Annotated in this window: 11 protein-coding genes; 8 read left to right on the plus strand and 3 right to left on the minus strand. The window is 49.7% G+C overall.

The features are described 5' to 3' along the window. Window positions 1-68: 68 nt before the first annotated feature. A complete protein-coding gene (locus RDN79_RS08675; protein ID WP_298549825.1) occupies window positions 69-2,750 on the minus strand; it encodes a calcium-translocating P-type ATPase, PMCA-type in 2,682 nt (893 codons plus the stop codon). A 385-nt stretch (window positions 2,751-3,135) separates the two neighbouring features. Here RDN79_RS08675 and RDN79_RS08680 point away from each other — a divergent pair, with 385 nt between their 5' ends. Beyond that, on the plus strand, window positions 3,136-3,633 hold the full coding sequence (locus RDN79_RS08680; protein ID WP_298549826.1) for a DUF4251 domain-containing protein: 498 nt from the start codon (window positions 3,136-3,138) through the stop codon (window positions 3,631-3,633). Here the strand turns inward: RDN79_RS08680 and RDN79_RS08685 are convergent. After that, window positions 3,593-4,549 (minus strand): TIGR01212 family radical SAM protein, encoded by a 957-nt coding sequence (locus RDN79_RS08685; RefSeq protein ID WP_298549828.1) that lies wholly within the window; start codon window positions 4,547-4,549, stop codon window positions 3,593-3,595. The genes RDN79_RS08680 and RDN79_RS08685 overlap by 41 nt on opposite strands. 192 nt (window positions 4,550-4,741) lie before the next feature. Here RDN79_RS08685 and RDN79_RS08690 point away from each other — a divergent pair, with 192 nt between their 5' ends. The 3 genes from RDN79_RS08690 to RDN79_RS08700 all read left to right on the plus strand — a co-directional run bounded on the left by RDN79_RS08690 (window position 4,742) and on the right by RDN79_RS08700 (window position 8,951). Further along, a complete protein-coding gene (locus tag RDN79_RS08690; protein ID WP_298549829.1) occupies window positions 4,742-6,916 on the plus strand; it encodes a S9 family peptidase in 2,175 nt (724 codons plus the stop codon). Between the two features lie 6 nt (window positions 6,917-6,922). Beyond that, window positions 6,923-7,768 (plus strand): lipoyl synthase, encoded by an 846-nt coding sequence (lipA, locus tag RDN79_RS08695; protein WP_298549830.1) that lies wholly within the window; start codon window positions 6,923-6,925, stop codon window positions 7,766-7,768. Window positions 7,769-7,829: 61 nt separating this feature from the next. After that, window positions 7,830-8,951 carry a hypothetical protein gene (locus RDN79_RS08700; protein WP_308573156.1) on the plus strand — a complete coding sequence of 374 codons (1,122 nt, stop codon included), beginning with the start codon at window positions 7,830-7,832 and terminating at the stop codon, window positions 8,949-8,951. 30 nt (window positions 8,952-8,981) lie between these two features. Here RDN79_RS08700 and RDN79_RS08705 read toward each other — a convergent pair whose 3' ends face one another. Then, window positions 8,982-9,476, minus strand: a complete 495-nt coding sequence (locus RDN79_RS08705; RefSeq protein ID WP_298549833.1) for a metallophosphoesterase — start codon at window positions 9,474-9,476, stop codon at window positions 8,982-8,984. A 58-nt stretch (window positions 9,477-9,534) separates the two neighbouring features. Here RDN79_RS08705 and RDN79_RS08710 point away from each other — a divergent pair, with 58 nt between their 5' ends. From RDN79_RS08710 to RDN79_RS08725, 4 genes are all read left to right on the plus strand, one after another. Then, complete coding sequence (locus RDN79_RS08710) at window positions 9,535-11,604, plus strand: RNA degradosome polyphosphate kinase (protein ID WP_298549834.1); 2,070 nt, start codon at window positions 9,535-9,537, stop codon at window positions 11,602-11,604. Window positions 11,605-11,609: 5 nt separating this feature from the next. Further along, the gene (locus tag RDN79_RS08715; protein WP_298549835.1) at window positions 11,610-12,281 is read left to right on the plus strand and encodes a hypothetical protein; all 672 of its coding nucleotides are present in this window, start codon (window positions 11,610-11,612) and stop codon (window positions 12,279-12,281) included. A 189-nt stretch (window positions 12,282-12,470) separates the two neighbouring features. Then, window positions 12,471-13,475: a DUF4837 family protein gene (locus RDN79_RS08720; RefSeq protein ID WP_298549836.1), complete on the plus strand. Its 1,005-nt coding sequence runs from the start codon at window positions 12,471-12,473 to the stop codon at window positions 13,473-13,475. Window positions 13,476-13,504: 29 nt separating this feature from the next. Beyond that, window positions 13,505-15,871, plus strand: coding sequence for an ABC transporter permease (locus RDN79_RS08725; protein ID WP_298549838.1), 2,367 nt, complete (start codon window positions 13,505-13,507; stop codon window positions 15,869-15,871). The last annotated feature ends 12 nt before the right edge of the window (window positions 15,872-15,883 follow it).

Consider the following 15,883-nt stretch of genomic DNA (forward strand, 5'->3'; position numbering starts at 1 on the left):
CGTGAAATCCGTGCCTAAATTATGTCTATTGTAAGCAGGATTTTCTTTTGACACATTCTTCTTTTTAATTATTTTCTCAATCTTCCGATCAGCCGTCCAACCTCTCCGATCCAGAGAACCAGTGAAGTCGAGCCGATAATGATTCCCCAGTCTTTCCAGGATAGCGGAACGACACTGAACATCTCGCCGCCGAACGTGACGATCAGGTATTGCCCGACGATGATAAGCAAGGCCACCATCAGGAAACTCTTGCTCTCTTTGAGGTTGGCGAATGCCGAACGTCCTTCCATGAACGCTTTTGCGTTGAACATGTTCCAGAACTGGAGCATCACGAAGAAACTGAAGAACCAGGACAGGTCGTGCGGCGTCAGTCCGTCCTGTGCATGGAAGTGGAGCAGCAATCCCATCAAGACGATTACGAATGCAAGGCCGACACCGAAAATGTTGTAAGCCATCGGGCGGGTAATGATGAAGTCGCCGTCCTTGCCGCTCCGGCGCGGTTTGTCTTCCATCACCCGTTCGTTAGGCGGCAACGAAGCCAGCGCCCCGGCGGCAAATGTATCCATGATCAGGTTGACCCAAAGCATCTGGGTGATCGTGAGCGGAGATTCCGTTCCCAAGAGGGAACCTAACAACACGATCAGGCAGGCCGCCACATTGATCGTCAACTGGAACAACAGGAATTTCTGAATGTTCCGGTACAGGGAACGTCCCCACATCACCGCACGGGTAATGCTGCTGAACGAGTTGTCTATGATCGTGATGTCGCTTGCCTCTTTCGCCACGGAGGTCCCGTCTCCCATGGACAGGCCGACTTGTGCTGCTTTCAGGGCCGGGGCGTCGTTGGTCCCGTCGCCGGTTACGGCAACTACGGCTCCTTTTTGTTGCAACAATTGTACCAGGCGTTGTTTGTCGGTTGGGCGGGCGCGGCACATGATCTTCAGGTCGAGCACGCGGTCCAGCGCTTCTTCGTCGGTCAAGGCTTCGAAGCCCGGTCCGGTGATGATGTTGCGTTCGGTGTCTCCAGTCTTCCAGGTTCCGATCTGCCGTCCGATCTCTTTGGCCGTGCCCGGAGTGTCGCCGGTCACGATCTTGATGTCGATACCGGCATCAAGGCAACTTTGAACGGCTGCCGGAACATCGGCACGCACAGGGTCGGAGATGGCGACGATACCTAAATAGGTAAGGTCCGTATTGTGCAATCGTCCGTTCACAAAGAACGCGGCCTCCTGTCCGTCTTCCAATATCTGATAGGCGAATCCCAACGTACGCATAGCCTGGTTCTGATAGTCCAGCAATTGTTTTTCGATGCCGGCTTTGCACTCCTCTACCGGTTTATAAGTCCCGTCGATTGCCACCCGGCTGCAGTTGGCCAGTACGATTTCCGGAGCGCCTTTGACATACAGCACGCGTTTTCCCAGCAGGGACGACTGTACGACCGTCGCCATATATTTCCGTTCGGTGGAGAAAGTCAGCTGGTCCAGGATCCGGTCGTTTTCCCGTATTTCCAGATAATTCTGGTGTTGGCCGTTCAGCCATAGCAGCAAGGCGGCTTCCGTCGGGTTTCCCAATGTTTTGATCTTTTCCTCGGAGAAATCGAGGTAGGCGGTCGAATTGACCGATATTCCTTCTTTTATCAGGTCGCTTAGTTCGTCGTCCCCTAATTTCTGGTCTTTCAGGTTGTAAAAGTTCGTCTGGTACACCTGCATCTGGTTCTGTGTAAGCGTTCCGGTCTTGTCGGTACAGATAACGGTGGTTGCCCCCATCGTTTCGCAGGCGTGCATTTTACGGACCAGATTGTTTGTTTTCAGCATACGGTTCATGCTGAGTGCAAGGCTGAGGGTCACGCTCATCGGCAAGCCTTCCGGTACGGATACGACGATCAGCGTGACGGCTACCATAAAGATATTCAGGATGTGGGAGATCAGGTCCATGATCGGCATCCCGGATGAGGACAGCAGGACTTTTGTCAGCAGTGCGATGAAAGTGATGGCGGCAATCGCATAGCCGGCTTTACTGATCACTTTTGCCAGTCCTGCCAGCTGCATCTGCAACGGCGTGTCGATGTTGTTTTCTATCTGCGAGCCTTCATACACCTTTCCGTATCCGGTTTCATCGCCGACTTTTTCCACAGCCATTACGCCATGTCCGTCAACAACAGTCGTTCCGCGCATGACGACATTGGACGGGTAGGTCGCTTCTTCATCGAAATCCGCCTCATTTGTCGTCTTGCTGATGATCGGTTCGCCGGTCAGTGTCGATTCGTTGATCTGTAGGGAGATCGCTTCCAGCAAATGTCCGTCGGCCGGGACTTCTTCTCCCGTTTCCAGTACGACAATATCGCCGACAACCACCTCTTTTCGCGGAACCTGGCAGATATTCCCTTCGCGGATCACCTTCACGAAAATATCATCATTGACCGTATTCAGAACATCGAAGGCACGGTTTGCCTTGACCTCGAAGAAGAAGCCGACACACGATGCCAGCATGATTGCGAAGAATATGCCGATCGGTTCGAGGAAGGCGGTGAAGCCTTTGCCCTCCGGTCCCCAACAATGTACGCCGGCGATAATCATGGATAAGAACCATGCTACCAATAGGATCTTGATAATCGGATCGTTGAATTTTTCAAGAAATTGGCTCCATAGAGAAGCTTTCTCCGGAGGTGTGAGGATGTTTTCGCCGTGAAGGCGCCTGCTTTCTTCTACTTCTTGTTTGGTTAATCCTTGATACTGATGTTTTTTCTCCATAAATTATTAATCTGTTTCAGAAAATTGAAGGAGCAAATTACGCAAAGTTATAGGACATATACAAATACAAGGTGTTAATGTTTGAAATAAGAAGGGAGGTCCTGTGCCCGGAACCGTGTTACGAATAATTCGTTTGCTTTTCTCACGATTTTTTCAGACGGTGAGAAAAGATTCTCATGCTGGTGAGAAAAGATTCTCACCAATGTGAGAAATAATTCTCATGCTGTTGGGAAAGGTTTCTCATGCGGATGAGAATCAGCATCGCCTGAATCGTTTTATTCTTTTCCTTTTTAATGTATTTTAATATCATTGGAATAAACCTTTTGAGGCATTGGACTGTCTTATATATACAAGGCAAATAATAGTGTTTGGTTATTTAAGGCTTATGAAGAATGTTAGGTTATTATTTTTGATAGGGATTGTCCTTATGATCGGAGGACAATCCCTTTATTCTCAAAACAAGAAGGAAAGAAAAGAACAAAAAGCGAAAGACATAAAAGAAATGATAGAAGGCGGCCGGTTTACGATAGATGTGGACCGGGCGTTGCCAATGGGAGGACGCACGGTTCATCTGACGACTCCTTATTCTCTTGAGATGCGCGGTGACTCGGCGATTTCTTATCTGCCTTATTTCGGCAGGGCATATTCTTTGCCGTACGGTGGTGGCGACGGGATGCGTTTTGAAGAATCAATTACCGATTATCAATCCACCTTCGATAAGAAGGGGACCGCTCGAATTAAGTTCGTAGCCCGTACCAAGGAAGATACTTTCCGCTTCGATGTGCAAGTATTTTCAAATGGTTCCGCGATCATAAGCGTAACGCCGGCCAACAGGCTGAATATCACATACCAGGGAGAACTGGCTCCGAAGAAGGAGGATTGAGCAGACGTCCTTGCCGCGCATTTCGTTCTGAAATACGTTTATTTACCTTGGCTGTAAATTCAAAATTCTTAAGTCCCCAATCGGGTGCAATCAGCAGCTCTTTGGGGGATTGCGATACGAACCTCTCTACGGCAATAGAGGGGTTCAATCGTTCTATGAAGTCTATGACCAACTCGATGTATTCATCGGCGGTATAGAGGTGGAACCGTTCGGGATGTTCCGCCTGTTCTCGGGCCATGCGCGTACCTCGGATCAGTTGCAACTGGTGGAGCTTCAGTGTCGTGAGCGGAAGTGTGGACAGGATGTCGGCATGGTGCAAAATCTCTTCCCGGCTTTCTCCCGGAAGGCCTAAGATCAAGTGGGCTCCCGTATGGATGTTCCGGGCCGCCGTGCGACGGATGGCCTCTTCCGATTCGGCGTGTGTATGTCCCCGGTTGATACGGTTTAAGGTGCGGTCCAGCGTGCTCTCCAGGCCGTATTCGATCATCACGAACTTCTTTCGGGATAAAGCGGAGAAATAGTCCAGCAATTCTTCCGGCATGCAATCCGGTCGTGTACCGACGATCAGTCCGACGACATCCGGACAAGCGAGCGCTTCCTCATATTTTGCGATCAACGAGTTGAGTTCGTCATACGTGTTTGTATAGGCTTGGAAATAGGCCAGATATTTCATCTCCGGATATTTGCGGGAGAAAAAGCGGACGCCCTCTTCCAATTGTTCCGTTACGCTTTTATCGGTATGGCAGTATTGCGGACTGAACGTCTGGTTGTTGCAGTAGGTACAACCGCCGAAACCTTTCGTCCCGTCGCGGTTCGGGCAGGTGAAGCCGGCATTGATCGAAATCTTTTGCACTTTATAGGGGAAAACTTCCCGCAGGAAATCTCCGAAATCACGATATGGTTTACTGTTTTCCATGCAGGCAAAGGTAATTTATAATGGTTAAAGGGCAAGGTCCGGTGGTTAATAATTTGATAAAATGATATCCGGAAGCCTTTGTTCTACACAAATATCCTTTAATCATTGAAGATTTACTGTCAAATACGACAAGAATGTAGTAACTTTGCAATCCGTTCTAACTGAAATATAAAGATAAAAATAGAATCATACATGAAACGATTAGGGTTTGGCGTTTTACTTTCGTTCCTGCTGGTTGGGAGCCTGGCAGCCCGGAATGGGAGCAAACGTGTCGATTTAAAAGAAATTACAGACGGCCAGTTCCGCCAAGTGACAAATATAGGGGAAATGCGTTCTATGCCTGACGGCGAGCACTATACGGCGATGAACGATGCCCGCAACATGATTGTGAAATATTCCTATCGCACCGGAAATCCGGTCGATACTCTATTCAATACAGGGAAAGCGCGTGAATGTACGTTTGACAAGTTCGACGGATATACGATCAGCAGCACCGGACACCATATTCTCGTATGGCGCGATACGGAACCGATCTATCGCCGTTCGTTCAAGGCGAATGTGTACGACTACGATGTGCGCCGTAATTATGTGAAACCGATTTCCGATTCGAAAAGCAAGCAGATGATTCCGACATTCTCGCCGGACGGGAGGATGGTCGCCTATGTGAGCGACAATAATATATGGATTCGTAAATTCGATTACGATACGGAAGTCCAGGTGACGAAAGACGGAGAGATGAACAAAATCCTGAACGGCATTACCGATTGGGTCTATGAAGAAGAGTTTGCCGTAACGAACCTGATGGCCTGGTCGCCGAACAGCGAACAGCTGGCTTTTGTGCGTTTCGACGAATCGGAAGTCCCCGAATATTCGATGCAGATGTTCGGAGAGGGGTTATATCCCGGCTATTATAACTATAAATATCCGAAGGCCGGCGAGAAGAATTCGAAAGTGACGTTGCACTCTTATGACGTGGCGACGAAAGATACGAAGGAGTTGAAAGTTCCGGTCGAAGCAGACAGCTATATCCCACGGATCGTTTTTACGAATAATGACGATCAGTTGGCTGTGATGACCTTGAACCGTCATCAGAATGTCTTCAACATGTACTATGCGAATCCGAAAAGCGGCGTTTTCCGCCTGATCCTGCGTGATGAAAATAAGGCCTATGTCGATTCGGAGTGGTTGAACTCCATCCATTTTTATGCGAACAGCTTCTCTTATGTAAACGAACAGGATGGCTATGCGCATGTTTATCTGTATTCTCCTACGGGTGTGATGCAGCGCCAGGTGACGAAAGGCAATTGGGACGTGACTGCGTTCCTGGGCTATGATGAAGCGGCAAAGACGGTTTACTATGAATCGGCCGAAGAAAGTCCGATCCGGCGTGCTATATATAAAATCGATGCGAAAGGAGTAAAGACGAAACTTTCGACACAGGAAGGAACGAATAATGCAACATTCAGTGATAACTTCGCGTATTATGTAAACCATTATTCGAATGCGAACACGCCGGTCAAAATTACCGTAAACGAGACGAAGTCGAATAAGATGCTGCGTGTCCTGCAGGACAATGCCCGTCTGGTCGATAAACTGGCAGGCTATTCCTACGCCAAGAAGGAGTTTATCAAAGTGCGTACAGCTTCCGATTACGAATTGAATGCTTGGATCGTGAAACCGGCCGACTTCGACGAATCGAAGAAATATCCGATTCTGATGTTCCAGTACAGCGGCCCGAACTCCCAGCAGGTATTGGATAAATATGGCTTTGACTGGGAACAATATCTGGCGGCTAACGGGATCATTACGGTCTGTGTGGACGGACGTGGTACAGGTGCCCGCGGAGAAGCCTTCCGTAAATGTACCTACCTGCGGATGGGTGAACTGGAATCCAGGGACCAGGTGGAGGCTGCGCAGGCTTTAGGCAAATTGCCGTTTGTCGACAAGAGCCGCATGGCTATCTGGGGATGGAGTTTCGGCGGCTACAATACGCTGATGTCCATGAGTGTCGGCAACGGGACTTTCAAAGCCGGTATCGCTGTGGCACCTCCTACCGATTGGAAATATTACGATTCGGTCTATACGGAACGTTTCATGCGTACGCCGAAAGAAAATTTTGAAGGCTATGCCGCTACTTCACCGATCCGTCTGGCGAAGGATTTGCAGGGAAAGCTGTTGCTGATCCACGGCACAGCCGACGATAATGTGCACTTCCAGCAGACGATGGATTATGCCGAAAGCTTGGTACAAGCCGGTAAACAGTTTGAAATGCAGGTGTACAAAGACCGTAACCATAGTATCTACGGTGGAAACACCCGCTATCACCTGTATACCAGAATGTCTAACTTTTTATTTGATAATTTGTAACTTATAATGTCAGAACATTTGAGAAAGCCGGATTGGTTAAAGATCCGGCTGGGTGGGAACGAACAGTTCACACGAACAAAAAGTATTGTCGAGTCCCACTGCCTGCATACGATCTGCACCAGCGGGAAATGTCCGAATATGGGAGAGTGCTGGAGCAGGGGGACGGCTACCTTTATGATTGCCGGAGATATCTGTACGCGTTCTTGCCGTTTCTGCAATACGTTGACCGGCAAGCCGCTCCCGCTGGACCCGAAGGAACCAGCGAATGTGGCGGAAAGCATCCGGTTGATGAATTTGAAACATGCGGTCATTACTTCTGTCGACCGGGATGATTTGCCTGATTTGGGTGCGCAGCATTGGGTCGATACGATCCGCACGATAAAAGCGGTCAATCCGGAGACGACGGTAGAGGTCTTGATCCCCGATTTTCAAGGACGGTTGGAACTGGTGGATAAAGTGGTGGCAGCCGCTCCCGAAATAATCTCCCATAATATGGAAACGGTTCGCCGTATCAGTCCCGAAGTGCGCAGTGCCGCGAAGTACGAGGTAAGCCTCTCCGTGCTTGCGCGCATAGCCGCACAAGGGGTTGTGGCCAAGACCGGTATAATGGTGGGCTTGGGTGAAACGGTCGGGGAAGTTTGCGAATTGATGGATGACGTGCGGGCCGCAGGCGTTTCCGTCCTGACTATCGGACAATATTTGCAGCCAAGCCGGAAAAATATTCCGGTAAAAGAATACGTTACGCCTGAACAGTTCGAGTCTTATAAATCAATTGCTTTACAAAAAGGGTTCAAAAAGGTGGAGAGCGCTCCCTTGGTCCGTTCCTCTTATCACGCTGAAAAACACGTATGAAGGCAAGAACATTTCTCTGTTCAATTTGTTATGTTATAAAGGGAAAAAAGGGGGAAAGGATATGAACAAAGTAAAGAGAGGCTTGGATAACCAGGCCATTGGCTTAGTGCCGTTGTTGCTGTTTATGTTTTTGGATAATTATTTTTCGTATTTGTTATCCTTCGTAATCGGCGTCACTTTTTGTTTCGTTTGTGTTTTTTTGTATCAGATACTGAGTAAGGACAAGGTCTATCAATTTTTGTTATTACCGGCTGCAACAACATTGGTTCTTTATTCGATTTTTCTTTGCCTTCGGCTTGAGCCGGTGTTGTTTATTTATTCTCCGTTAATAACAGAAGTTTTGCTGGTAGTGGTATTGGCGTTTTTGGGGTTTGCCAAACGAACAATATTGCGGCGAATCCGGATTTCTCAGCATCCGACTTACAAGCGGACACTGATGCGTACGACGTTGAATGAATTCTTTTTTGTTGCCCAGCTTATCCAGAATCTCTATACGTTGCACCTGTTTATCATTTTGGTGTATAGCATTCTGCCGGAAACAATGCAGAGCGTGCGTATGGAGCGTTTCTTATACAGGGAGCTTGGGATCGTTATCGGGGTATTCCTGATTCTGTACGAACAGATAAGGATCTCGATGATGCAAGGCAGCCTCCGAAAGGAAATGTGGTTGCCTGTATTGGATGACGGAGGGAAAGTGATCGGGTGCATAGCTCGTTCCGTAAGCCGTTCTTTACCCAAGAAGTATTATCATCCGATCGTACGTGTGGCTGTTATTTACCAGGGAATGCTTTATCTGGTAAGCAGAGGTAAAAAATCTTTTGTATCTCCTGATGCGATCGATTACCCGTTTTACAGTTATGTTTTGTTCCGCCATAGTATAGAAAGTACGGTACGTGAAACAATGGGTGATCTGGGGGAAAAAGAGGATGTGACGCCCCGCTTCCTGATCCGTTACACATTTGAAAACGAAAAGGTGAAACATTTGGTGAACCTGTATGTGATGTGTGTGCGCTCGGAAGAAGTCATGAATCAGATCAAACAACCGAATGGAAAGCTCTGGACTTCCAAACAGATCGAAGAAAATCTGAATTCAGGCGTCTTTAGCGAGTACTTTGAACAGGAATTTGCTTATTTGCAAAATACGGTCCTGCTGGCGGAAAATTTCTGCTGTAATGACTGCTGAGAATCGGTAAGGGTGCAAACGTGTGCGCTCTTACCGATTCCCTAATTCAATAACTTCCAGGTCTTTAATTTTATTCCCGTCTATAACGAAACGTACCAACGTCCTTACCTGATGAAACCCGCTCTTACCGGCGGCGCCCGGATTCATATACAAGCAATTTAAGCTCCTGTCGAACGCGACTTTCAGGATATGCGAATGTCCGGCAATGAAAAGATCGGGCCGGGTGTCATACAGTTCTTCCCTGATAAGCGGATTGTAACGTCCCGGATAGCCCCCGATATGCGTCATCATGACGTTCACTTCCTCGGCTTTGAAGTGGGCGACTTGCGGGTATTGCAGCCGGAGCGATTGCCCGTCTATATTGCCGTGTACGGCACGAAAAGGTTTCAAGGCGGCCAGCCGTGCAGCCAATCCGTCCGAACCGATATCTCCTGCATGCCAGATTTCGTCACATTCCGAGAAATATTCCGCATATTTATCATCCCACCAGGCATGGGTATCTGAAAGAAGTCCTATTTTAAGCATAACAATTTCTTTTATCCCGCAAAAGTATTTATATTTACCGACCGAAGATAATAATACGATGGAGAATTCACATAAATACTTTAAACGTGATATTAGCTGGTTGTCCTTCAACTATCGCGTTTTGCTGGAAGCGGAAGATGAAACGCTCCCTATCTATGAACGTATCAAGTTTCTTTCGATCTATTCGTCCAATCTCGAAGAGTTTTACGAAATAAGGGTTGCCGAGCACCGGGGTGTGATCATGAAAAAGAATTTCACCGAAGAAAGCGGGGCGGAAGCGGAAGAGACGCTTGCCGAAATCACGGAGGAAGTGAACCGGCAGCAGCGCGAATACTATCGCATATTCTCCAAAGTATTGCAGGAATTGAACCGGCAGGATATCTACTTGTATCAGGACAGCCGGCCGGAACCGTTTCATGAGGAGTTCGTGCATAACTTTTTCAATGAAGAGGTATTCCCTTTCCTCTCACCGGTCATGATACAGGCAGGGGATATCCGCACGTTCATACGCGACCGCCGTCTCTATCTGGTGATCCGGATGATGAAAAAGAGCAAGCGGATGGGCGAACCCGATTATGTGCCGGACTATTATTATGCCCTGATGAAAATCCCGTATGCGAAAGTGCCTCGTTTTATCGAGTTGCCTACGCATGAAGGGAAACACTATATCATGTTTATCGACGATATTATCCGGGCCAATTTGTCCAGTATCTTCCCCGGCTATGTGGTGGAGAGTTGCTACAGCATCAAGATTTCACGGGATGCCGATATCTACCTGGATGACGAGAAGGGCGGGAATATCGTGGAGAACATTCGCAAGAAAGTGAAAAAACGCAAGATCGGCGCCTTGAGCCGGTTTATGTACGACAGCAATATGCCCGATGATTTCTTGGCGTTTATATGCAATGCCTTTGGCATCACCACCGACGACCTGGTGCAGGGGGGACGGTATAACAACCTGCAGGATCTGATCAAACTGCCGAATCCGAAGGGGAAAGAGTTGGAACAGCAGGTCCCGTCGCCTATGCGCGTGCCTTTCCTGGACGAGATGGGTTCCGTCTTCCGGGCGGTGAAGAAGCGGGATATCCTGTTGCATTTCCCCTACCAGTCTTTCGATTACCTGATCCGTTTCCTGATGGAGGCGGCTTTCGATCCGAAAGTGGATGAAATCAAGATCACGCAATACCGGGTGGCGGAGAATTCGGCCGTGATCAATACGCTGATCAGCGCGGCGCAGAACGGCAAGAAGGTGACGGTCTTTGTGGAGCTGAAAGCCCGTTTCGACGAAGAGAACAATATGAGTACGGCCGAGCGGATGGAGCAGGCCGGCATCCGTATCATCTATAGCATCCCCGGCTTGAAAGTGCATGCAAAAGTGGCGGTTATCTTGCGGAAAGATACGGAGGACGGTAGCAAGCGGCGGGATTTTGCCTATCTGAGCACCGGCAATTTCAATGAAAAGACGGCGCGTATCTATTCCGATATGGCGTTGCTGACTTCGAATGCGGAATTGATAACCGACATAAACAAAGTGTTTGCGGTGCTGGAAGGGAAGCTGACCGGACCGACGTTCCGCCATCTGCTGGTTGCCCGTTTCAACATGGTTCCCGAACTAACCCGTATGATCCATCGGGAGATCGAACATGTGAAGGCCGGGCGTAAAGGACGCATTGTGTTGAAGATGAACGGTCTGCATGACCAGAATATGATTGATGAATTGTATAATGCGAGTGAGAACGGAGTGGAAATCGACCTGATCGTCCGGGGCATTTGCTGCCTGGTCCCGAACCGTCCGTTCAGTGCGAATATCCGGGTGACCCGTATTGTGGATATGTTTCTGGAGCATTCCCGCATCTGGTATTTCCATAATGACGGTAAGGAGGATTTGTTCCTGACTTCCGCCGATTGGATGCGCCGGAACCTGAATCGCCGTATAGAGACAGCTTTCCCGATTCTGAATGCGGAAATCAAGCAAAACATCATCGAGATCCTGAATATCCAGTTGCAAGATAACGTGAAAGCCTGTCTGATCGACGAACATCTGCATAACCACTTCAAGCGGGACGACAACCCGGTGAAAGTCCGGGCGCAATTGGCTATTTATGAGTATCTGAAAAATAAGATGTAGGCAATATGGAACTATCTTCTTCCTGGACATTCGTTTTATTCAGTTTGGCATTTGTCGCCCTGATCGCCGGAGCGTTGCTCGGATTCGTTATCGGGTACAGGACGGGAGGCAGGCGGGAGCGTTTCCGCCTGGCAAAGGAAAAGCTGAAACGGAATAAAGAAGCTGTCTGCCGCTGGCAGAAGGAGCGGTACGAATATGCCAGGCAGGTGAAACGCCTGGAAGAAGACCTGTTGCATTTGACGACCGAATCGGAACAATACAAGGAACAGATGTCCGACCTGGAGTTCTACCGGCAGAAATTGCGCGATAGCGAGCGGATCATTTCCTCTTTGTCGTCTGAAACCGCCGACCTGTCCGATACAAGTGTCTTGCCCCTACTGGTCCAGTTAAAGGAAGACCCGCTCCATACGAATCTCACCCGCGAGGAATGGAATGATCTGTTCCATCTGACAGATCTCCTTTTCAACCATATCCTGACCGATATGAAGGAGAAGCAAGGGATCACCCGCCACGAGCAGGAAATCTGTTGCCTGGTCAAGTGGAACTTCTCGCGGAAGGAGCAACTCGCCGTCTTCAATAATACATCCGAAGCCCTGACGAAGTCGAAAAACCGGTTGAAGAAGAAGCTCCGGCTGGACGAGAAGGCCGATTTGGATCAATTTATCCGCCTTTATTAAGGACCGGAAGGAGGCGGATTGTCCGTCAAAAGGGAGGGTAGAGGCTGTTTGTCTTGTTTATGTGCTTGTTGTTTAGTCGGTTAATAAGCCGGGCGTTTGTCCGGCATCCTTTCTTTTCCTTCCTTCCCTTTTTCTCTACCTTTGCGTTGTGTGAATTTGATTTTTAAGTAAACCTAATGAGTGAATGACATGAGAACACGATCTTTATTACTTTTGATCCTGATCGCCCTGGCGGGTGTCACGGCTTGCAACCGGTCATCCAAACCGGCTAAACAGTCCATCTTTATGAAACGGGCGACCGGTTTTGCATATGAAGTGCTGGTTGTAATGGACAAGAATACATGGAAAGGGGAAGCCGGACGGCTTCTGTACGACCAGTTGACGGCGCCTATACCGGGGCTGCCCCAGAATGAGCCGGCTATGCGGGTGACGTATGCCGAGCCGTCGCAGTTTGACGGCCTGTTGCAGTACGTCCGTAACATCATCCGTGTCCGGATCGACGAATCCCTTTACACAAAGGTATCCGTGCATAAGGAAAAGGACCGGTGGGCTGACGGGCAGGAGGTGGTGACGATAAATGCGCCTTCCTCCCGGCTTTTGGCTGAATACCTGGCGGAGCAGGGCCCACTGCTGGTTGCCTGGTTGGGAGAGAAGGAGCGGGAACGTGCCGCCGGTTATCTGGAAAGTTCGCATAGCGTCTGGGTGAATGACAAAGTGAGGGCGCGTTTCCATGCGCAGTTGTATGCACCCGAAGAGATGTGTTCTTATAAGGATACGACGGACTTCTTTTGGGCGACCGATCATGGCGTGCGGGGACGGATCGATATGGTCGTGTATAGTTTCCCGTATGTCAGCGACCGCACTTTCACGTTGGATTATCTGGTTGCCATGCGCGATTCCGTTTTGGGAGAACATATACAGGGCGCGTTCCCCGGTTCTTACATGACGACCGTGAAGCGTTTTTCTCCTTCTTATGAAGCGATCTCCCGGAATGGCGAATATTGCGGCGTGGTGAGAGGCTTGTGGGAGATGGAAGGCGACATGATGGGCGGACCGTTTGTCAGCCATGCCCGTCTCGACCCGAAGAACCAGCGGGTTGTCGTGGCGGAAACCTTCGTCTATGCCCCGAATACGGAAAAGGCGAAACTGATCCGGCGGGCGGAAGCGTCGCTTTATACGTTTTGTTTGAATTGACAGGTGGATACTTTAAATTTAAGATGATTATGTTCAAACTCTATCTGAAAATCGCTTTCCGCAATATGTGGAAATACAAGACGCAGTCGCTGACCGGTATTTTCGGATTGGCATTCGGACTTGCCTGCTTCGTACCGGTCCTTTATTGGATGCATTACGAGACGTCTTACGACGGTTTTTACCCGGAAGCGGAGCATATCTATCGTGTTTATGCCGTAGATAAACAGTCCGGCAATGTGAACAAAAGCCTTTCGAAAGTGTATGAGAAGACATTGCACGAGCAGTTTCCGGCTGTAGAAGCCTCTGCCGTTTGCATAACCGGGCAGGAGGAGAACTGCCGTACCGATCATGTCCCGTATGTCCGGTTGCGCATGCTTTATGCCGAGAACGCTTTCTTCGATGTCTTCCCGCAGAAGTTTGTTTGCGGCGATGCCGAACGTCCGCTACAGGTCATAGATAATATCGTGCTTACGGAAACGATGGCTGCACGCTTGTTCGGCGATCCGGAAAAGGCGGTCGGGCAACAGGTGCAGAATACGATCCGGGCGGATTGGCCGCCCTATACGGTCACGGCGGTGGTGAAAGACCCGCCGGCCAACTCGAATTTCTCGTTCGACGCGATTATTTACAGCAATATGGTCAAGCACTTTGCCGAAATAGATGAAAAACAACAGTGGGGCTTTTTCATCTTTGATTTGTATGTGAAGCTGAATCCTCATGCGGATGCCGGGGCGTTGGCAGGACAGGTGCGTGAGTTGGCTTCCCGGTCGGGGACTAACCCCAATGTCGAGTTGCGGATGTTGCCCATCGGCGATATCCGTCACCACCTGAACTCGGATGCGCCTTTTACGCTGAACTTTATTGGTCTGTTTGTCGCCTCCGGGATCTTGCTGCTGTTATCTACGATATTCAATTTCTTGAACTTGCATCTCGACTTTTTCCGCCAGCGCCTCCGGGAGTTGCATTTGCGCATCGTGAACGGAGCTACGGGAGGCCAGTTGATCCGGCAGATGCTTTTCGAATTGGCTTGTTCGATCCTGATCGCTTTCTTGCTGGCATGTTTCCTGATACTGCTTGTCCGTCCCGCCTTTTCAGGGTTGTTGGACATTGAAATAGGAGTGTCGCGATTGGTCCTGTTCTTCCTGGCTTGCAGTGCCGTATTGCTGGCCTCGATACTGCTTGTCGGTGTTGTCGCTTTTTGGCGGTTAAGCCGTTTAGCCATGCAGCCTGCGTCGGAAAGGGAGAATACGCGGCAACCGGTGTTGAGGCGGATGGCTGTCACCTTGCAGCTTGCGGTCAGTGTCGTGTTTATCCTTGCCGCATCCGTCGTGATGATGCAGATGCGTTTTGTCAGTCACAAAGATTTGGGGTTTGACCGTAACGGAGTCGTGCAGTTGTCCGGGTTTCAGGATTATTCCGGAAAAGTGGAAGCTGCCTTGATAGACAAGTTGAAGGCGGTCCCCCAGGTCGAAACCCTGACCGATGCTTATTTCGAACCTCGCCATGAGGTATTGCCCTATTGCCTGTCGAACCGGGTGGAATGGCCGGGGGAGCAATCGTCTGCGAACAGCTCTTTTTATCTGATTTCCGCAGACGAGCGTTTTGCCTCGACGTTCCGCTTGAAACTGCTTCATGGGAAGTGGTGGGAGGAAGGGCAGATGCGAAAGGTGGTCCTCAACGAGGAGGCGGTCTGCGTGATGGGGCTTCGCGATCCGGTGGGGACAGTTATCCGCATGCCTGTGTTTGAAGAGGATTCCGTTGCCGATTATGAAGTGGCGGGCGTGGTGAAAGACTTCCATTTGTTGTCGCTTCGCAACCGCATCCAGCCTGCGCTTTTCTTTCCTTCGACACGTTTGTTCAATCTCTTGTATCTGCGTGTTGTTCCCGGACAGGAAATGGAGGCGATCCGCCGGGTGATGGAGATCCTTCCCGAAGTCGACGTCACGTTGGCTGATGCCCGTTTGACACCGATAGGTGATTTGTACGACCGCCTCAACCGCTCGGAGCAGGTCGGCCTGAAGATGTTTTCCGTCCTGGCGGTCGTTTGCCTGCTGATCTCGTTGTTCGGCATTTATGCCGTGGCTTCTGCCGCCACGCAGCGTCGCCGTAAAGAGATTGCCATCCGCAAGGTGGTCGGCGCCGAAGCCGGAACGATCGTCCGCATGTTCTTCCGCGAATATACGCTGCAAGTGTTCATGGCCGCTGTCTTTGCACTCCCGCTGTCCTACTTTGCCATGAACAACTGGCTGCAAGGGTATGCCTATCGCACGGATATCCCCGGATGGCTGCTGGCGGGGGTACTCACGGGAGTGGTGGCGGTGGTGCTGCTTACCGTATTGGGGCAGGTGTTGAGGGCGGCCAACGGTAATCCGGCGGAGGTGGTGAAGAGCGAGTGAATTTCTTGAATG

Origin of the sequence: uncultured Parabacteroides sp. (genome assembly GCF_902493135.1) — a bacterium.
In the GTDB taxonomy this organism is placed as follows: domain Bacteria; phylum Bacteroidota; class Bacteroidia; order Bacteroidales; family Tannerellaceae; genus Parabacteroides.